At 72.0% G+C, this 18,369-nt stretch carries 14 protein-coding genes and 2 pseudogenes; 10 read left to right on the top strand and 6 right to left on the bottom strand.

The window, feature by feature from the left end; all coding sequences use genetic code 11:
* Positions 1 to 48: 48 nt before the first annotated feature.
* The 5 genes from O7605_RS15735 (at position 49) to O7605_RS15715 (ending at position 5,656) form a co-directional block, all read left to right on the top strand.
* Positions 49 to 1,374 carry an ABC transporter permease gene (locus O7605_RS15735; protein ID WP_269739886.1) on the top strand — a complete coding sequence of 442 codons (1,326 nt, stop codon included), beginning with the start codon at positions 49 to 51 and terminating at the stop codon, positions 1,372 to 1,374.
* Positions 1,375 to 1,377: 3 nt separating this feature from the next.
* The gene (locus tag O7605_RS15730) at positions 1,378 to 2,658 is read left to right on the top strand and encodes an ABC transporter permease (RefSeq protein ID WP_269739885.1); all 1,281 of its coding nucleotides are present in this window, start codon (positions 1,378 to 1,380) and stop codon (positions 2,656 to 2,658) included.
* Positions 2,659 to 2,673: 15 nt separating this feature from the next.
* The gene (locus O7605_RS15725; protein ID WP_269739884.1) at positions 2,674 to 3,378 is read left to right on the top strand and encodes a cytidine deaminase; all 705 of its coding nucleotides are present in this window, start codon (positions 2,674 to 2,676) and stop codon (positions 3,376 to 3,378) included.
* A gap of 210 nt (positions 3,379 to 3,588) precedes the next feature.
* The gene (locus O7605_RS15720) at positions 3,589 to 4,869 is read left to right on the top strand and encodes a thymidine phosphorylase (protein ID WP_269739883.1); all 1,281 of its coding nucleotides are present in this window, start codon (positions 3,589 to 3,591) and stop codon (positions 4,867 to 4,869) included.
* Positions 4,870 to 4,975: 106 nt separating this feature from the next.
* A complete protein-coding gene (locus O7605_RS15715; RefSeq protein WP_269739882.1) occupies positions 4,976 to 5,656 on the top strand; it encodes a DUF4272 domain-containing protein in 681 nt (226 codons plus the stop codon).
* Here the strand turns inward: O7605_RS15715 and O7605_RS15710 are convergent.
* Positions 5,653 to 6,525 (bottom strand): putative RNA methyltransferase, encoded by an 873-nt coding sequence (locus O7605_RS15710; protein WP_269739881.1) that lies wholly within the window; start codon positions 6,523 to 6,525, stop codon positions 5,653 to 5,655. The two genes, O7605_RS15715 and O7605_RS15710, sit on opposite strands and share 4 nt — an antisense overlap.
* A 143-nt stretch (positions 6,526 to 6,668) precedes the next feature.
* Between O7605_RS15710 and O7605_RS15705 the strand changes: the two genes are divergently transcribed.
* The gene (locus O7605_RS15705; protein ID WP_269739880.1) at positions 6,669 to 7,748 is read left to right on the top strand and encodes an adenosine deaminase; all 1,080 of its coding nucleotides are present in this window, start codon (positions 6,669 to 6,671) and stop codon (positions 7,746 to 7,748) included.
* 18 nt (positions 7,749 to 7,766) lie between these two features.
* Here O7605_RS15705 and O7605_RS15700 read toward each other — a convergent pair whose 3' ends face one another.
* Positions 7,767 to 8,111 (bottom strand): hypothetical protein, encoded by a 345-nt coding sequence (locus tag O7605_RS15700; RefSeq protein ID WP_269739879.1) that lies wholly within the window; start codon positions 8,109 to 8,111, stop codon positions 7,767 to 7,769.
* A gap of 460 nt (positions 8,112 to 8,571) precedes the next feature.
* On the opposite strand from O7605_RS15700, the gene O7605_RS15695 reads away from it, so the two are divergent.
* The 4 genes from O7605_RS15695 to O7605_RS15680 all read left to right on the top strand — a co-directional run bounded on the left by O7605_RS15695 (position 8,572) and on the right by O7605_RS15680 (position 13,519).
* Entirely contained in the window at positions 8,572 to 12,045 is a 3,474-nt protein-coding gene (locus O7605_RS15695) for a sensor histidine kinase (RefSeq protein WP_269739878.1), read from the top strand.
* The gene (locus O7605_RS15690) at positions 12,042 to 12,446 is read left to right on the top strand and encodes a roadblock/LC7 domain-containing protein (RefSeq protein WP_013731521.1); all 405 of its coding nucleotides are present in this window, start codon (positions 12,042 to 12,044) and stop codon (positions 12,444 to 12,446) included. The genes O7605_RS15695 and O7605_RS15690 overlap by 4 nt, the downstream gene beginning before the upstream one ends.
* A 100-nt stretch (positions 12,447 to 12,546) precedes the next feature.
* Entirely contained in the window at positions 12,547 to 12,924 is a 378-nt protein-coding gene (locus O7605_RS15685) for a DUF742 domain-containing protein (protein ID WP_091634396.1), read from the top strand.
* Between the two features lies 1 nt (position 12,925).
* Positions 12,926 to 13,519: a GTP-binding protein gene (locus O7605_RS15680; protein WP_155215169.1), complete on the top strand. Its 594-nt coding sequence runs from the start codon at positions 12,926 to 12,928 to the stop codon at positions 13,517 to 13,519.
* A 96-nt stretch (positions 13,520 to 13,615) separates the two neighbouring features.
* Here O7605_RS15680 and O7605_RS15675 read toward each other — a convergent pair whose 3' ends face one another.
* The 4 genes and pseudogenes from O7605_RS15675 to O7605_RS15665 form a co-directional block, all read right to left on the bottom strand.
* Entirely contained in the window at positions 13,616 to 14,833 is a 1,218-nt protein-coding gene (locus O7605_RS15675; RefSeq protein WP_269739877.1) for an ABC transporter substrate-binding protein, read from the bottom strand.
* A 149-nt stretch (positions 14,834 to 14,982) separates the two neighbouring features.
* Positions 14,983 to 16,290, bottom strand: a pseudogene (locus O7605_RS32130) (transposase); the annotation flags it as partial.
* 80 nt (positions 16,291 to 16,370) lie between these two features.
* Positions 16,371 to 17,301: pseudogene (locus O7605_RS32125) on the bottom strand (transposase); the annotation flags it as partial.
* A 64-nt stretch (positions 17,302 to 17,365) separates the two neighbouring features.
* On the bottom strand, positions 17,366 to 18,313 hold the full coding sequence (locus O7605_RS15665) for a DNA primase (RefSeq protein WP_269739875.1): 948 nt from the start codon (positions 18,311 to 18,313) through the stop codon (positions 17,366 to 17,368).
* Positions 18,314 to 18,369 lie beyond the last annotated feature (56 nt).

Below are 18,369 nucleotides of genomic sequence, written 5' to 3'. Positions count from 1 at the left end.
CTGGCACGGCGGCCCTGCGGCGGCACGGAGCGGAGCGGAGTTGCCGGCATGAGTGACCCCAACGCCCAGCCGGGTTCCCCGGACAAGGAACCGGCGAGTGAGGACCAGGCGGCGCGGACCGCGGTCGGCAACACCGAACGCGCCGAGGCGGCCACCACCCCCGGCGATTCCGGGCCGCGCCCCACGCTGGGGCGGCTGTTCCTGGAGAACCTCTGGGCCGCCAACACCTTCACCGTGACCCTGCTCTCGCTGGTCCTGGCGATGGTCGTGGGCGCCGTCCTGATGATCATCAGCGATCCGGAGGTGCTGGCCACCTACGGCTACATCACCGCCCGCCCGTCGGACGCGATGAACGCCAGCTGGACGCTGGTCAGTGAGGCGTACGCGAACCTGTTCAAGGGTTCGGTCTTCGATCCGGCCGCGACCACCGTCAACGCGGCGTTGAGCCCGATCTCGGAGACACTCACCTACACTGCACCGCTGGTCTTCACCGGTCTGTCGGTGGCGCTGGCCTTCCGTGGCGGCCTGTTCAACATCGGTGCGCAGGGGCAGGCGACGATGGGTGTCATCCTGGCCGCGCTGGCCGGCTTCCTGCTGCCGCTGCCGCCCGGGCTGCACCTGCTGGTCGCCGTCCTGGCCGGCGCGCTCGGCGGGGCGATCTGGGGCTTCATTCCGGGCATCCTGAAGGCGCGTACCGGTGCCCACGAGGTGATCAACACGATCATGCTCAACTACATCGCGGTCTACTTCCTCACCTGGCTGATCGTGCAGAACGGGGTGCAGGACCCGAGCCGCACCGACGCGATCAGCCGGCCGGTGGACGCCTCCGCCCAACTGCCTCGACTCTTCGGCGACGGGCTACGCGCCCACGCCGGCATCATCCTGGCCGTGCTGGCCACCTGGGCGGTCGCCTGGCTGCTCAACCGCTCCACGCTCGGCTTCGAGCTGCGGGCGGTGGGCGCCAACCCGGACGCCGCCCGTACCGCCGGTATCAGCGTCACCCGGACGTACGTCCTGGTCATGGTCTTCGCCGGGGCGTTGGCCGGGCTCGGCGGCTCGCAGATGGTGCTCGGCACCACCGCTGCGGCCCTGACCCCACTGGTGGTGGCCCAGATCGGCTTCGACGGCATCCTGGTCGCCCTGCTCGGCCGGGTGAAACCGTGGGGGGTGGCGCTGGCCGCGCTGCTGTTCGGTGCGTTGCAGGCCGGCGGCAACCGGATGCAGTCGTACTCGGGGATCTCACTGGAGTTGGTCACCGTGCTCCAGGCCCTGATCGTCATCTTCATCGCCGCGCCGGCACTGGTGAAGGCGATCTTCCAGCTCCGGGCCGCGCGCACCGCCCGGTTGCAGACGAGCCTCGCGAAGGGCTGGTGAGGCATGTCCACCACGGCTGTTCCCGACGTCGCGGTCGCGGCGGTCGACGAGGGCTTCTGGACCCGTAACCGCAAGGTCGGGCTGGTGCTGCTGACCCTCGGTCTGCTGGCCACCGTGCTGTTCGGTGCGCTCGCCACCGGCGAGCAGGCCCGCTTCACGCTCAGCGAGGACGCCGCAGGCGCCGCGCTGGAGGTCAACGGCACCGTCGGCGCGATCGTCTTCGGCCTGATCGCCCTCGCCGCCGGCGGCTCGATGCTCGCCGGCCTGCCGAAACGCTGGTTCGTGCCGGTGCTCGCCGTCGGCCTGGTCGCGTTCGTGCTGTCGTTCCTGTGCTGGCAGGTCTCCGCCGCGCCGACCGGGCAGAACTTCATGCCGCTGGTCAACATCGTGCGGGGCACCTTCCTGCTCGCCCTGCCGCTGATCTTCGGATCGCTGGCCGGTGTGCTGTGCGAGCGCTCCGGCGTGGTGAACGTCGCCATCGAGGGGCAGCTGCTGATGGGCGCCTTCAGCGGCGCACTCTTCGGCAGCATCTCCGGCAGCGTCTGGGTGGGACTGCTCGCCGCCGCCGTCGGCGGCTCACTCATCTCGCTGCTGCTCGCCGTGTTCAGCATCCGCTACCTGGTCGACCAGGTGGTCATGGGCATCGTGCTGAACCTGCTGGCGGTCGGCATCACCGGCTTCCTCTACGAGCGGCTGATGCAGACCGACGCCGCCCGCTACAACAGCGCACCGCGCTTCAGCAACTGGGAGATCCCGCTGCTGTCGGACATCCCGCTGCTCGGGCCGGCGCTGTTCCGGGGCAACATCTTCCTCTATCTGGCGCTGCTCCTGGTGCTCGTGATCCACATCGCGCTCTTCCGGACCCGGTGGGGCCTGCGGACCCGGTCGGTCGGTGAGCACCCGACGGCGGCTGACACCCTGGGTGTGCGGGTGCTCGGCCTGCGCTACCGCAACGTGATCATGGCCGGCGCCGTCGCCGGCATCGGTGGCGCCTCCTACACACTGGCCCTCTTCTCGTTCACCAAGAACATGATCGGTGGCAAGGGCTTCATCGCCCTGGCGGCACTGATCTTCGGCCGGTGGAGCCCGACCGGTGCGCTGCTCGCCGCGCTCTTCTTCGGCTTCGCCGACCAGTTGGCCACCTACCTCGGCGCGATCAACAGTGTGATTCCGGGCCAGTTCCTGGCCATGCTGCCCTACCTCGCGACGATCCTGGCCGTGGCCGGGCTGGTCGGCCGGGTACGGGCACCGGCCGCCGACGGCAAGCCGTACATCAAGGGCTGACCCAGGGAGCGGACCATGGAAATCGACTGGGAGCGGCTGCGGGCCGCCGCGACCGAGGTGATGCGGCACGCGTACGTGCCGTACTCGAAGTTTCCGGTCGGTGCCGCGGCGCTCGTCGACGACGGCCGGGTCGTGGTCGGCTGCAACGTCGAGAACGCCGCGTACGGCGTGGTGCTCTGTGCCGAGTGCGGGGTGGTCTCCTCACTGCACGCCACGGGCGGCGGCCGGATCGTCGCGCTGTCCTGCGTCGACGCGACCGGCGAGCCACTGATGCCGTGCGGGCGCTGCCGGCAGTTGTTGTGGGAACAGGGCGGGCCGGAATGTCTCATCGAGGCCAGCGGCGGGCCGCTGCGGATGGCCGAACTGCTGCCGCACGCCTTCGACGTGGCCGACATCGAGGCGGTCACCGGGGAGCGGCCGGTGCCGGTGGTACCCGACCGGCTGGCCGCCTGGCGCGGCCGGGGCACCGTCTTCGTGCACCCCGACCTCTCCGCCGGCCAGCAGGTCTGGACGGCGTACTGGGAACGCTCGGCCGGTGACGACGCGGGCGCCGAGACCGGGGTGCTGGAGGAGGGCCCGAGCTGGGACGACCCGGCGGAGGCGATCGGCTGGGGGCTGGCGCGTACGCCTCGGGTGGTGGTGGTCGACGCGTCCGGCACGATCTTCTGGGCCGGTGAGGGTGAGCCGCCTACGGAGATTCCGGTTCGGTGGTCTTCTTGATCTTTGGTTGCGGCCGGGGCCGGGGCCGACCGTACCCGGCTCCGGGCGGTCAGGCTTGATCCCTCCGCCGGGCACGGTCGGCCCCGGCCCGTGCGTGGTGCGGTCCGTGCGTCCATTGCTGCGGGTGTCGCCTCCACGTCGTGCGCTACGTGCGTCCGTTGCGATCGATGGGCGGCTTGCCGGCTGCGTGAATAGTGATTGGACTCAAAGGTGAGTGGTTTTGCGGCGGTTGACGTTATTCGGGTCAAGCGGGACGGGGGGGTGCTGTCGGACGGGCAGATCGACTGGGTGGTGGACGCGTACACCCGGGGGGTGGTGGCCGACGAGCAGATGTCGGCGCTGGCCATGGCGATTCTGCTGAACGGGATGACCGGCCCGGAGATCGCCCGGTGGACGGCCGCGATGATCGCCAGTGGCGAGCGGCTCGACCTCTCCTCGGTGGCGCGGCCGACCGTCGACAAGCACTCGACGGGTGGGGTCGGTGACAAGATCACTCTGCCGCTCACCCCGCTGGTGGCCGCCTGCGGAGCCGCGGTTCCCCAACTGTCCGGGCGCGGTCTCGGCCACACCGGCGGCACGCTGGACAAGCTGGAGTCGATCCCGGGCTGGCGGGCGGCGCTGAGCAACGAGGAGTTCACCGCCCAACTGCGGGACGTCGGCGCGGTGATCTGCGCGGCCGGCTCCGGGCTCGCTCCGGCCGACCGCAAGCTGTACGCGTTGCGTGACGTGACCGGCACCGTCGAGGCCATCCCGCTGATCGCCAGCTCGATCATGAGCAAGAAGATCGCCGAGGGAACCGGGGCGTTGGTGCTCGACGTCAAGGTGGGCTCCGGTGCGTTCATGAAGTCGGTCGACGACGCCCGGGAGCTGGCCCGGACCATGGTGGAGCTGGGCGGCGCGCACGGTGTGCGGACCGTCGCCCTGCTCACCGACATGTCCACCCCGCTCGGCCGGGCGATCGGCAACGGCATCGAGGTGACCGAGTCGGTGGAGGTGCTCTCCGGTGGCGGGCCGGCCGACGTGGTGGAACTGACCCTGGCGCTGGCCCGGGAGATGCTCGACGCGGCCGGGCTGCCCGATGCCGACCCGGCCGCCGCGCTTCGCGACGGGCGGGCGATGGACGTCTGGCGGTCGATGATCCGGGCGCAGGGCGGTGACCCGGACGCACCGATGCCCGAGGCGACCGAGGTCGAGGTGGTCCGCGCCGACACGGACGGTCACGTCGCTGCGGTCGACGCGTACGCCATCGGGGTGGCCGCCTGGCGGCTGGGTGCGGGTCGGGCGCGCAAGGAGGACCCGGTGAGCGTGCCGGCCGGGGTGCTGCTGCACAAGCGCCCCGGCGACCCGGTGCGGGCCGGTGACCCCCTCTACGAGCTGCGGGCCGAGCGGTCGGAGCTGATCCCGGCGGCGCTGGCGGAGGCCGCGCGGGCGGTGACCGTCGCCGCTCGACCACCGGCCGCGACGCCGTTGGTGATCGAACGCGTCGAGTGACGAAACCCGGGCCCCGGCCATGGTGTCGGAGCGTGAGGACCGCTATTGTCGCAGGCCAGGGGGGACCGTCGGCGCCGAGACGTCGTTATCAGACAGGGATGTTGCCGTGATCGTGCCTGCCCCCGACCCCCGCGAGGTGCGTGAGGCGAGCCTGGAGGAACTGGCCCGGTTGCGGCTGCCGTTGCCGCCGCCGCAGTTTCCGTTGGTCTGGGAACCGGGCGATGACATCGAGCTACGGCCGACGGCGGAGATCGAGGCGCGGATCGCGGTGCTGCACCTGATCCTGGCCCGGTGCTTCGGCATGCCACCGCAGGCAGCGATGAGCTGGCTGCTCGCCTCGCATCTGGTGGAGATGGTCACCCCGCCGGAGTTCCAGTTCGTCACCGGCGCCAAGGGCGACCACCGCTCCTTCGTGCTGCATCACGACGCCCTGTTCTCGCTGGCCTGGGTGCTCGGCCTGACCAAGCAGCTGGATCCCACCATGCCGGCCGACGACCGGTTGGTGGAGCGGCTGCCGCACATCGCCGAGGGGGAGACCTTCCGGCAGTGGCGGTCCCGGATCCTGGCCGCGCCGCAGCATCCGGCGGACGCGGCGGCCCTGCTCGACCTGCACTACTGCCTGGACTGGTCGTACCTGGAGGTGAGCCGCGCCGGCCGGAGCCTGCCCGGGTTGGTGGACGCCAACGCGATCGGTCAACGTCGGTGGGCGCTGGAGTGGGCGGTGATCCTGCGCGGGCCGTACCACGACGAGCCCCCCGGCTGGGAAGAGGTCGACCTCTCCACCTAGGCCGGACGGTACGTCCCCAGCCGCACCGCGACGGTCACCCGGACCGGCTCGCCGAGGGTGTCGATCCGGGCGGCCAGCCCCGCCGGGTCGGTGTGCCAGGCGCTCGGACCCATGCCGACCAGGGTGGTCACGTCCGTGCGGGACAGCGTCAGCTCCCGCCGGTGCACGGTCGTCGACTCCTCGGTGAAGTGCCCGGCCAGGCTGGCCGCCACCCGGTCCGCCTTGGCCGGGTCGACCCGGAGCAGATCGAGTGCGGCGACCAGTTCGGTGAGATGGTCGTCGGCCGGGGTCACCACCAGCAGCCGTCCGCCGGGGGCGATGACCCGGCGGAACTCGGCGCCGTTGCGGGGTGCGAAGACGTTCAGCAGCAGCGCCGTCGAGGCGTCCGCCAGCGGGAGTCGCTGCCAGGTGTCGGCCAGCGCGGCGGTGATCCGGGGGTGGGCGCGGGCGGCCCGGCGGAGCGCCGGTTTGGCGATGTCCAGCGCGAGACCGACGACCCCCGGCGCGGCGGTCAGCACCGCCGCCAGGTGCCGGCCGGTGCCCGCGCCCGCGTCCACCACCAGCGGGTACGCGCCGGCAACCGGGTCGGGGGCGGCGTCGGCGAGGCCAGCGTCGGCGGCGGTGGCGAGGGCGGCGGAGATGACGTCGTAGTGGCCGGTGGACAGGAATTCCGCCCGAGCGGCGACCATCTCGGCGGTGTCGCCGCTGTGTGGTGCCCGGCCGGTGAGCAGATTGACGTAGCCCTGCCGGGCGATGTCGAAGCTGTGCCGGCGCGGACAACGCAACGACCGGGATCCGCCGGCCACGGCCTCGGCGAGCGGGTCGTGGCAGACGGGACAGCGCAGCCGGGCCACGACGCGGGAATCCATCACGGCTGTCTCACGCGTCGAGTCTAGGGCGTACGTCGTGGCCGTCCCGGTGGCCGAGAGCCCCGACACACGCCCTGCGCGGGTCGCCGACCGGACGGGGCGACTAGGGTCGGGAGCATGGGTTGTGAGCGGGACGAGCGGCGATGAGCACGGTAGTCGGCTACGAGGACATCGTCCGGGCACCGAAGGCGTTGTTGCACGATCATCTGGACGGCGGCCTGCGCCCGGCGACGATCGTCGACCTGGCCGAGGAGATCGGACACGTTCTGCCCAGCACCGATCCGGCGGAGTTGGGGCGCTGGTTCGTGGCGGCGGCCGACTCGGGCTCCCTGGAGCGCTACCTGGAAACCTTCGCGCACACCGTCGCCGTGATGCAGACCGCTGCCGCACTGCGCCGGGTGGCTCGGGAGTGCGCCCTCGACCTGGCCGCCGACGGGGTGGTCTACGCCGAGGTGCGGTTCGCTCCGGAGCAGCACCTGGAGCAGAACCTGACCCTCGACGAGGTGGTCGAGGCGGTGCTGGCCGGTTTCGTGGAGGGCAGCGCGCTCGCCGCCGAGGCCGGCACGCCGATCCGGGTGGGCACGCTGCTCACCGCGATGCGGCACGCGGCTCGTTCGCAGGAGATCGCCGAGCTGGCCGTACGGCACCGCGACCACGGTGTGGTGGGCTTCGACATCGCCGGTGCCGAGGCGGGCTTCCCGCCCACCCGCCACCTGGACGCCTTCGAGTACCTCCAGCGGGAGAACTTCCACTTCACCATCCACGCCGGTGAGGCGTTCGGGCTGCCCTCCATCTGGCAGGCGATCCAGTGGTGTGGCGCCGACCGCCTCGGCCACGGGGTCCGCATCGTCGACGATGTCACCCCCGGCCCGCGGCCCCAGCTCGGCCGGCTGGCCGCCTACGTGCGGGACAAGCGGATCCCGCTGGAGCTGTGCCCGTCGTCGAACGTGCAGACCGGTGCCGCCGCGTCCATCGCGGAGCATCCGATCGGGCTGCTGCGGGATCTGCGTTTCCGGGTGACCGTCAACACCGACAACCGGTTGATGAGCGGCACCTCGATGTCCCGGGAGATGGCGCTGCTCGTGGACGCGTTCGGCTACGGCTGGCGCGAGCTCCAGTGGTTCACGATCAACGCGATGAAGTCGGCCTTCATCCCCTTCGACGAGCGGCTACGGATCATCGACGAGGTGATCAAGCCGGCGTACGCGAAGTTGCTGGGCTGAGCGGACGTCCGGGCCGGGTCAGCCGGTCCGCGGCGGATGGCCGGCGGCGAGCAGACCCGCCACCCGGCGCAGCACGTCCCGACCCCGGGCGGCCTCCGCACCGAGCCCGGTCTGCCGACGCAGGACGGCCGGCTCGGCGCGTAGCAGTGCCAGGCCGCGCAGCAGCAGGACCCGGGGGCCCTTGCGCTGCTCGGCGAGATCCCGGGCCAGCCGACGGAGGAAGGTCGCGCTGCGCGGCCGGCGCAGGGCGTACGCCCCGGCGAGGAGCCCGCGTCGCCGGCACTCCCCGACGATCTCGGCGGCGAAGATCCCTTCGGCCACGAAAAGTGGCGAACTGGTCAGCTCGAAGCGCCGAGTGGCCACCCGTCGATCCTCATTGATGGCGTATACCGGCACGTCCGCCCGACCGTGCCGGACCAATTGGTCAATAACCTCCACCGCTGCCTCGGCGTCCCACGAATCGGGCGACTCCCAATCGATCTGACCGTTCCGTCTCGGTAACGTTGGGTCATCGCCGTCCTTGTAGAAATCGTCCAAACAGAGCACTGGCAGCCCGGTTTGTTGCGCTATATACGACTTTCCGGAGCCGGAAGGGCCGGCCAGGAGGACGACTCGGTGCGGACTGCTCATTACTTCTAGTAACTCCGAACAGACGGAACGCGATCAAATTGCATCAACATCTCATCACACCTCCGGCTGGGGCCAACCTGGGCTTTCTCTTTCCGTGGCGGCGTGATGGAATCTCGGATGGTCCGACCCGCCGGGTCGGCTGCTGGGCGTTGTCCGGGGGCAACGCGGACGCTGCAATCACGAGGGCGGTGACGTGAGCAAACGGCCGAAGACGGCAGGTTCTCTCCTGTCGCGTCTACGCCGGCCCGCAGGTCGGCTCCGCGACATGCCGATCTGGTCCAAGCTCGGTCTCATCATGATCGTGCCGACCATCGCCACGGTCGTCGTGGGTACCAGCGGTCTGGTCGACCACTTGGACGCGCTCAACGACGCGAACCGCGCCGGCGACCTGGCCGAACTCATCAGCCACTCCGGTGAGCTGGTGGACGGCCTGCAGGACGAGCGGACCGCGGCCGTGCTGCTGCTGGGTCTGGATCCGCAGCGGAGCACCGCGGCGCAGAAGGAGGCGGCGGCCACCCGCTACAACGAGGTCGCGGCGCGGGTCGACCAGGACAAGGCGCCCTACTCCCGGCAGCGGTCCGACCTCACCGACCTGCCGGTCAGCCTGAACGGGCTGCTCGGCCAGATCGACGACGGGCTCGGTGACCTGCCGGGTGCTCGCAGCCAGGTGCTGAACGGCAAGTTCCGGATCACCGACGCGCTCCAGTCCTACGACGAGCTGATCAACCAGCTGCTCACCATTCGTGACTCGGCCAGTCAGCTGGCCGGTGACAACGACCTGAGCGACCGGATGCGGGCCGCCGCCGCGGTCGCCCGGGAGAAGGAGTGGCTCTCCGTCCGCCGGGTGGTCGTGCACCGCGCGCTGATCGCGGGCGGCATGAGCTCGACCCTGCGCACCGACTACATCTCCAGCGAGACCGGTCAGCAGCAGGCGCAGCAGAGCTTCGACGCGGTGGCCACCGAGGCGGAGGCCGAGTTCCACGCCCAGACCATCGGCGGTGGCGACCGCCGGCAGGCGACGATCTACATCAGCCAGGTCAACGCCGACAACTCGCAGAACCTCGCCGGCATCTCGTTCACCCCTCAGCAGTGGGACGAGGCGCTGGTCGCCAACGGCAAGCTGATCCGCTCGGTCGAGTCGAAGTTCGACTCCGACGTGGTGGAGCAGGCCGGTGAGCTGCGTTCCGAGGTGCAGCGCACGGTCTTCCTGGAGACCGGCCTGCTGCTCACGATGCTGCTGCTGGCCATCTTCCTGGCCTTCCTGGTAGCCCGGTCGATGGCCCGTTCGCTGCGTGAGCTGCGTCAGGGCGCGCTCTCCATCGCCCAGTACGGGCTGCCCCAGGCCGTGGCCCGGTTGCGTGACCCGCAGGTCACCGGGCAGCTCTCGCCGGTACAGCTGGCCAACCAGATCGCCGAACCGCTGCCGGTGCGCAGCAAGGACGAGTTCGGCCAGGTGACCGAGGCGTTCAACGCGGTCCACCTGGAGGCGGTCCGGACCGCTGCCGAGCAGGCCGCGCTGCGCTCGTCGGTCGCGACGATGTTCGTCAACCTGGCCCGCCGGTCGCAGATCCTGGTCGACCGGCTGATCGGCCACCTCGACCGGTTGGAGCGTGGCGAGGAGGACCCGGACCGGCTGGCGGAGCTGTTCCAGCTGGACCACCTCGCCACCCGGATGCGCCGCAACGACGAGAACCTGCTGGTCCTCGCCGGCGCCGACTCGACCCGTGTGCAGCGCGAACCGGCCGCCCTGATCGACGTGCTGCGGGCCGCCCAGTCCGAGGTCGAGCACTACACCCGGATCGAGTTCGGGGTGATCGACCGGGACATCGAGGTCGCCGCGCACGCGGTGAACGATCTCGTCCACCTCGTCGCCGAGCTGTTCGACAACGCGACCGCGTTCTCGCCGCCGGACTCCCAGGTGCTGGTGGAGGCTCGCCGGGTCGGTGACCGTGCCTCGCTGTACGTCGAGGACCGGGGCATCGGCATCAGCGGCGAGCAGTTGGCCGAACTGAACGAACGGCTGGCCACACCACCGCAGGTGGACGTCGCCGTCTCCCGGATGATGGGTCTGGTCGTGGTCGCCCGCCTGGCCTCCCGGCACGGCGTCAAGGTCGAGCTGCGCCCGGGCAGCGACCGGGGCACCGTCGCCGAGGTCACGCTGCCGCCGACCGTGCTGGTCCCCCGGGCCCTGTCCGGCCGCGGGCAGCAGCAGCCCGCCGCGCTGCCGGCCGCTGCCGGCCCCTCGTCCGGACCGGCCCCGGCGTTCGGTGCGCTGGCGGCGCTCGGCAACGGCGCGCACCCGCCGGTCCCGCCCGCCGCGCGTACGCCCGGCAGCTCGGGTAACCAGGTGACCCTTGGCGGTCGGCCCTTCGATCCGGCCAGCCGCAACGGCTCCGGAACGCCGACCACCGTGGGCGGCGGCAACCTGCCCGCCTGGTCGGACCTGACCGGTGCCAGCGGCACCGGCGGCAACGGCAACGGCGGCAACGGCAACGGCTTCGCCCCGCTCACCTCGAACGGCCATCCGATCGACCCGCTGCCGCAGCGTCGGTCCACCGACGAGCCGGGTGGTCAGCCGCCGTCCATCCCGCGCCAGCTGCCGAGCAGCCCCGAGGCGGGGCCGTACGCTCCGCCGATGCCCCCGGTGTCGTCGCCCCCGGTCTCCGGTACGCCGTACTCGGCCCCGCCGGTCTCGGCGGCCCCGGTCTCCGGTCACCCCGTGTCGGCCTCGCCGGTCTCCGGCTCACCCGTGTCGACTCCGCCCGGCAACCCGCTGCCGCAGCGGCCGGTCTCGGCGGCACCCGGCGCCGGCACGTCCTCGGCGCCTCCGGCGTGGCCGCCGGTGGCCGGGGAGTCGGCCGCCCCGCCCGTGCCCGAGCGGCTGGCCGCCGCCCTGGACATGACCACCGAACTGCCTCGGGTGCAGCGCCAGACGCCGGCTGCGCGTCCCGCCCCCACGCAGAACCAGCCGACCACGCCGACGCCGCCGCAGGCCCAGAACCGGCAGCGGTACGCCGACGAGACGATGGAACTGCCGATCTTCCGGGAGCTGGAGTCGGCGTGGTTCCGTACCCGCCGGCCGGGTCCGGAGGAGTCGGCGGGCGCGCGTCAGTCGGCCACGGCCGGCGCGACGACCCAGCAGCTCTCCACGGTCGACGTCGTCAATCGGCCAGCCCAGCAGACCCAGACCGGGACGACAGGTAACGCACCGATGGCACAGACTCCGACGGGGGCGGGCGCGTCCGGCGGGAACGGCGCGGCAGCGGGTGGCGGGCCTCGGTCCGGCGCTGCCGACAGCGCGCCCGCGCACCGCCCGACACCGCAGGAGAACATCTGGCGGACCGCTGCCGACGACGGCTGGCGGGCGGCCACCGCCGCCAGCCAGGCGCCACCGGCTGGCACCACCGAGACCGGGCTGCCGAAGCGTACGCCGATGGCACAGCTCGTACCGGGCGCGGTGGAGAAGCCCACCACCTCGGTGCAGCGCCGTAACCCGGAATCGGTACGCGGTCTGCTCTCCGCCTACCACCGGGGTGTCCAACGGGGACGTAGTCACCCCTCGGACAGCAACCCGACCGGCCCGGACGGAACTCCGGGCGGGCAGCAATCCTCGGAGTCTGGCTCTGGCCCGGTGGCCGGGAGCGGGCAGAAGGAGCAAGAAGGATGACTAGTACGCAGGATCTCGGTTGGCTGCTTGCCAACTTCGCCGATCGGGTGCCCGGTGTCGCGCATGCGGTCGCCGTCTCCGCGGACGGCCTGCTCCTGGCGTCGTCCCGAGACCTTCCGCGGGACCGGGCGGACCAGCTGGCGGCGATCGCCTCCGGCCTGGTCAGCCTGACCCAGGGTGCGGCCCGTTGCTTCGAGGGAGGCGCCGTGCTGCAGACCGTGGTCGAGATGGACAATGGCTTCCTGTTCCTGATGTCGATTTCCGACGGCTCGTCGTTCGCGGTTCTCGCCGCGCGTAGTTGCGACGTGGGACAGGTTGGTTACGAGATGGCCCTGCTCGTCGACCGGGTGGGCGACGCCCTGACCCCACAGCCGCGTACGGCTGTGGGGATGATGGGCTGATCGTCGCGCCGGCCGGTGGGGGCAGGCGGGGCGAGAACATTGCATACGACGGGTAGCACCGGTCCAACCGGTGCCGGGTACGAAGGAGGTGAACGGCAACATGGCTGATCGTGACGAGCCGACCGGCGCGCTGGTCCGTCCATACGCCGTGACCCGCGGTCGTACCCGTCCCCGCCTCGACATCGCCCTGGAGGCGCTGGTCGAGACGACGGTGCGCGGTCGGGCCGCTGCCACTGGCAATGGTGGCCAAGGCCGTGAGCACCAGTACATCGCCGCGCTGTGTGACGGACGCGTGCAGTCGCTCGCGGAGATCGCGGCGCGCATGCAGCTTCCGCTCGGCGTGGCCCGGGTGCTCATCGCCGACATGGCGACGGACGGCCTGGTCGCGGTCCACGAGCCGACCATCCTGGACGACTCGGACGACGCGGTGGGCACTGAATTGCTGGAGAGGGTGCTGAGTGGACTTCGCAGGCTCTGACATGTCGCACCGGCCGCCGGCCCCGAGCGGGCGCGTGACGTCGGCGAAGATTGTTATCGCCGGTGGATTCGGCGTCGGCAAGACGACGCTGGTCGGCTCGGTCTCGGAGATCACGCCGCTGACCACCGAGGCCATCATGACCTCCGCCGGAGTCGGCGTCGACGACACCCGGCAGGTGCCGGGCAAGACGACGACCACGGTGGCCATGGACTTCGGCCGCATCTCGATCGATCGCGACCTGATCCTGTACCTGTTCGGTACGCCGGGTCAGACCCGCTTCTGGTTCATGTGGGATGAGCTGGTCCGGGGTGCGATCGGCGCGGTCGTGCTGGTGGACACCCGTCGGCTGGCCGACTGCTTCGCGGCGATCGATTTCTTCGAGCACCGGCGGCTGCCGTACCTGGTGGCCATCAACTGCTTCGACGGGATGCAGTACCACGATCCGCAGGACGTCCGGGAGGCGCTCGCCATCTCCAGCGACGTGCCGGTGGTGGCCTGCGACGCCCGGAACCGGGAGTCGACCAAGCACGTGCTGATCTCGCTTGTCGAGTACGTGCTCACAATGCGTCGCTCCCGGGCCGTCGCGCCCGCCTGACGATCGGCACCAGCGCCCGGTGACGGCTACCGCCGACGCCGGGCGCTGGTTGGTGACCGGATGACGACGGTGGACGCCCCAGGGTGCCCACCGTCGTCAGCTGAACCGGTTCCAGGCCCCGCCGTCGACGCGGTAAACCCCCAGCGAGTGGCGGTCCATGCCGCTGTGTCGGATGGGTGTGAACGAGTACATGCCGGCCAGCCCGTCGGTGACCTGGTTCTGCAGGTACGCCCGCAGCCGACCACGGTCCACACTGTCGGCCAACCGGGCCGCCGTGCTGATCAGCAGCAGCGCGTCCGAGGCGTACGGAGCGAAGCCACGGTAACTGCCGTGCGCGCGGATGTACGCCGAGACGAGGTCGCGGTAGGCGCGTCCGGTGGCGCTGCTGTTGGCGATGGTGGAGCCACCCAGCGAGGACGGGTGGACCGCGTAGGCACCCTCGACGGCGGCCAGATTGGCAGTTTCCAGGGTCTCCTCGGCCACCGCCCCGGCGTCGAAGAACAACTCACCGTCGTGTCCGGCGGCGCGTAGCGCCCGTGCGGCGGCACCGGACGTGGGTGCGGTGGCCCACACCACCGCACCGTCGGCGCGGGCCGCGACGGCCTGTTCCGCTGCGCGGGCCAGGCCAGCCTTGCCGGTCGGCAGCCGTACGGTGCGGGCCAGACCCACCTCCGCGGTCCGCAGCGCGCCCCGCATGGCCCGGACACCCGAATCGCCGTGCAGCCCGTCCTCGGCCAGCAGCACCACCTGGCGTAGCCCTTCGGCGCTGACCAACTGGGCGAGCCGCCGTGCCACGTCTCCGGCGTCCGGGGTGACCTTGTATACGAAGGCCCGCTGGGCCAGCGGCACCGCGATGGAGTCGCCGAACGCCAACGACACGAACGGTAGCCGGAGCTTCTGCGCCACCCCGATCACGGACATCGAGGTTTCCGCCAGAGTGGCTCCGAGCAGGGCGTGCACGTCGTCCCGGCGGCCCAGTTCGGTCGCCTGCTGGGCGGCCAGCCGGGGGTTGCTGCGATTGTCCAGCACCTCGACGCGGACCGTCCGGCGGAGGTTGCCGACCGCCACACCCTTTTCGTTGAGGGCCGCCGCGCTGATGGCCAGCGCGCGTTGCTGGAGCACCCCCAGCGCGGCACCTGGACCGCTCAGCTCAAGCGTGGCACCGACGACCAACTCGTGACCGGGAGTGGGCCGGGTGACGGCGTTCTCCCGGCCGCCGTCCCGCCCGCAGGCCCCCAGCAGCAGGGTGCCCGCCGCTGCGGCCAGTACGCCGCGTCGAGTGACCACGCAGGGGTTGGTTAGGGGTGTCGCCATGAGTCGCCTTCCCGCCCGGCGACCTGCCGCCGGCTGTTCCGCGGGTATGCTTCCGGCCCCGACGACCCGACGTCAAATTATCCGGCTGTGGGCAGGAACACGCAGGTGAAGGGCCTTGAGCCGGCACCGGTGTCCCGCCCGTGCGGACGTCAGGAGCGGTAGCCGGCGGAGCGGTACTCGTACTCCCGATCGTCGTCGCGGTCGCCGGTGTCCCGGCTGAAGTCCCAGCCGCCTGCGGACTCCCGCCCGGGGCGCCCGCCGACCGCGAACCCACCGATCTCCTGCCCTCGGCGCCAGCCCCGGAAGTAACCGGTCGTGTTCTCGGCCAGGCTGGCCGCGTCGCGCACTATCCGCAGCGGACGCTCCTCCCGCAACGGCGAGCCGGGCACCAGATTGGCCTGCGGCACCCGCTTGGGTAGCCCGGCGTTCGTCTCGGCACCCACCGCCGGGCGGGCGGCCTGCTCGGCGGCCTGCCAACCGGTGTCGGCCATTGTCGACCAGTCCAGGTCGGCCTCCTCGCCGTGGCCCACGAACCACGCGGAGCGGGCCTGCGCGAAGATCAGTAGATCACCGTCGCCCTCGTCGGAGACCGGTGGCGGCCGGTGCTCGACCGGCGGTTCCGCCGAACGGCGGGCCGGCGGGAGGTCCAACCGCTCCGCCCCCCGGTTGCCGCGTTCGGCGCCGCCCCGGTCGACGAGCCGTAGCGGCGGTTGCTCCGGTGGCGGCTGGGCTCCGTTGCGCAACGCCCGGTCGGCCAGCGGCGGCGGCTCGACGAGCCGCAACACCGGCGGTTCCGGCGGTAGATCGTCGGCGAGCCAGGGCGGGGTGACCCGGCGGTCGGCGCCGTGGTCGACGGGGGCCTCGGGCGCGCTGCGCCGACCCCGGTCCTCGTAGGAGCCGACGACCGGGTTGCGGGGGGTGGTGTCGGTCGGGTTGTCCGGGTTGTTCACCAGCGGCCAGTTCGAGCGGGATCCCGGGGGCGCGGTCTTCTCCTGCTCGGGGCGGGCCGCCGGCACCGGGACGCTGAGGTCGGTGGCGCTGAAGCCGCCGGTCGGTGGTTCGCCGTTCGTCTTCGGCCGGGGCGGGATGACGGTCCGCTGACGCTCGGCCCGGGCGTTGTTGATCGCCGCGGTGGTGAGGGTCGGGCGGAACGGCTCGCCCGCTTCGGCGGGCGGGATCGCGCCGCGCTGCGTCGGCGCGATCGGCGTGATCCCGGGCGGTGGCGGGGGTGGCGCGGAGATCGGCCGGTTGGTCGGACCGTCCACCCGGGACGGGTGCGACTCGGCGCGCGACGGCGCGGCGGGCGGACCGGCCATGGCGGCCGGCGTCACGGGCGCGGGCGCGACCGGTGGGGGAGTCACCGGCGCGGGCGCCACCGGCGGGGGACCGAGGGGGCGCGGGGAGGCCGGCGGGGCGTTGCCCGGCACCGGCTCCGGTCGGCTGCGGCGACCACCGGCCGGCTCAGGGCCGCCGGGTCGCACCGACCGCAGGCCGGTCTGGGCGCCGGGCGCGCTCGCCGACAACTCACCGACCTGTTCGCCGCGTCGGGCGGCGGCACGCCGGCCGGACGCCGGTGCCGGCCCGGCGGTGCGGGCCCGCAGGGCACCGACGAGCGCCTCGCAGCCGGCGTCGCAGGCCCGCACCGAGGCGACCGCCTGCCTGATGGTCTCCGCTGCGGCCGACGTCAGGGCCCGGTTCACGGTGGCCCGCCGCGGCGTCTCGGAGATGGCGACCCGTAGTGCGGTGACCGCTTCGTCGATCGCCTCCGCGTCCCCGGCTCCTTCGGCGGCGAGCTGGGCGGTGACGGCGTCCGCGGTGACCGCGGCGTCCCGGCCCCGGCCGGCGGCGTCGGTGAGCATGCCCGGCTCGGGAAGCGCGTCCAGCACGGCCAGCGGGATCGGCTCGGCAGGGTCGGGGTAGGCACGCAACGCGGCCGGGTACAGCTCGCGGAGCACCTCGCGCAGGGCGACCGCGGCGGAGTGCCGACCGCTGGCCAGCGCGGCGTGTGCGGCGAGGATCTGCTTGTACCCGGCGAGGTCGCGAGGCGCCGGCAGGGTCACCGCCGACAGCGCGCCGGCCTGCAGCGACCGGGCGAGACCGACGGCGCGCCGAACGGCCGGCGGTGACTGCATCTCCTCCAGGGAGTCGTCATCGGCGAACCGTTCGGCGAAGTCGTCGACCGAGTCGTCGTCGGCGATCGCCAGCGGGCGACCGGCGGCGCTGAGCAGGGAGGTGATGGTGTGGTCGTCGCTGTCGGCGGCGATCGCCGCACCGCTCGGCCCGCCGGAACGTTCCACGAGTAGCGTGACCAGCCGGGCGTAGCCCGTCGGGTCGTCGCCGATCTCGCAGACATGCAGCAGACGGCCTGCGTCGTCGACCACAGCGGACGTCAGCGCCGATCCGGCCGAGACCGGTCGGTCGGCCGGGTCCGCCGAGGTCAGACCGCAGTACACGCGCACGAGCGCCACGGCGTCGTCCTCCTCCCGGGACTCAGGGCTTTCTCTGCCAGAGACTGATGGTCCCTGGTGCGGGTCAGTCGCGCCAGTCCACGACCGCAGAGATCTTCCCGACAATGGTCCGCCAACCCAGGCTTGCGGTTTGTGCCCCGATCTTCTTCAGCCTACGCCGTCCCATGAAGCCGCCGATGCCGCCGCCGACCGACGCCCGGAGCGCCTCGTCCAGGTCGTCGAGACTGGAGCCGGTGGACAGCATGTCCAGCACCGCGGGCAGCCGCAGGGCGTACGCCAGGTCGCGGGCGACCTCGCCGGCCTCGATGAGCAGCGTCGGGTCCCAGGTGTCGTGCCCGCCGCGGAGGTTCTCCACGACGAGATCGAGTTCGTAGACGTCATCGTCCAGCGGCGCGATGTCGGCCGGTTCCACCCGTTCGGACAGTTCATCCCAACTGTCCAGCTGAGACAGGTCATTGGGAGCACCGGAACGGACGAAGCTGACAAGCGACTCGGGCGTCTTGAACAGCAGCAGCCGGCCCTTGTGGGTCAGGAAGATCGGCACCTCCTCGTCGCCGGCCTCATCGGCGGTGACCTCGTCGGCGTCGTCCTTGTCGTCCTCGGTGGTGTCGTCGTCGGGCTGCGCCCGCCGCTCCTCGTCCTCGCTCTCGGCGAACTCCCGGGCGACGTCCTCGTCGAGGATGACGACGTCACCCTCCTCGACGTCGTCCTCGGCCGGGCCGACCTGCCGACGGGCGAGGAAGGGGTCGTCGGCGTCCCGCTCCGCCACGTCGGTCGGGGTCAGCTCACGGGCCGACCGGTACGCGCGCAGGGTGAAGCCGGTACCGGCCGGCAGGGCGATCTCCACCGGATCGATCCGCAGCTCGTCCCAGAGCGCGCGGTTCGCGGTCTCCGCCGCGGCGGCGTCGGGCGCGGCGTCGGCCGGCTCGGCGACGTCCGGCTCGCTGGTGCCGGTCGTGTCATCGAGCTCGGGCTCGTCGGCGTCCGGCCGTTGGGGCGACTGGCGTGCCACGGTGACCTCCGTGTGCGTCGGGCTACCACCCCCCGGCGCTGATGCCGGTGAGTGAC

Source organism: Verrucosispora sp. WMMA2121 (assembly GCF_027460185.1).
Classification (GTDB): Bacteria; Actinomycetota; Actinomycetes; order Mycobacteriales; family Micromonosporaceae; genus Micromonospora; species Micromonospora palythoicola.
The sequence above is the reverse complement of the archived record's forward strand: the minus strand, read 5'-3'. Positions and strand labels throughout refer to the sequence as shown.

What these genes read in the sequence shown, in the direction of transcription:
- O7605_RS15735 (WP_269739886.1), top strand. Translation starts at nt 49, where the DNA reads ATGAGTGACCCCAACGCCCAGCCGGGTTCCCCGGACAAGGAACCGGCG.
- O7605_RS15730 (WP_269739885.1), top strand. Translation starts at nt 1,378, where the DNA reads ATGTCCACCACGGCTGTTCCCGACGTCGCGGTCGCGGCGGTCGACGAG.
- O7605_RS15725 (WP_269739884.1), top strand. Translation starts at nt 2,674, where the DNA reads ATGGAAATCGACTGGGAGCGGCTGCGGGCCGCCGCGACCGAGGTGATG.
- O7605_RS15710 (WP_269739881.1), bottom strand. Translation starts at nt 6,525, where the DNA reads ATGGATTCCCGCGTCGTGGCCCGGCTGCGCTGTCCCGTCTGCCACGAC.
- O7605_RS15705 (WP_269739880.1), top strand. Translation starts at nt 6,669, where the DNA reads ATGAGCACGGTAGTCGGCTACGAGGACATCGTCCGGGCACCGAAGGCG.
- O7605_RS15690 (WP_013731521.1), top strand. Translation starts at nt 12,042, where the DNA reads ATGACTAGTACGCAGGATCTCGGTTGGCTGCTTGCCAACTTCGCCGAT.
- O7605_RS15685 (WP_091634396.1), top strand. Translation starts at nt 12,547, where the DNA reads ATGGCTGATCGTGACGAGCCGACCGGCGCGCTGGTCCGTCCATACGCC.
- O7605_RS15680 (WP_155215169.1), top strand. Translation starts at nt 12,926, where the DNA reads ATGTCGCACCGGCCGCCGGCCCCGAGCGGGCGCGTGACGTCGGCGAAG.
- O7605_RS15675 (WP_269739877.1), bottom strand. Translation starts at nt 14,833, where the DNA reads ATGGCGACACCCCTAACCAACCCCTGCGTGGTCACTCGACGCGGCGTA.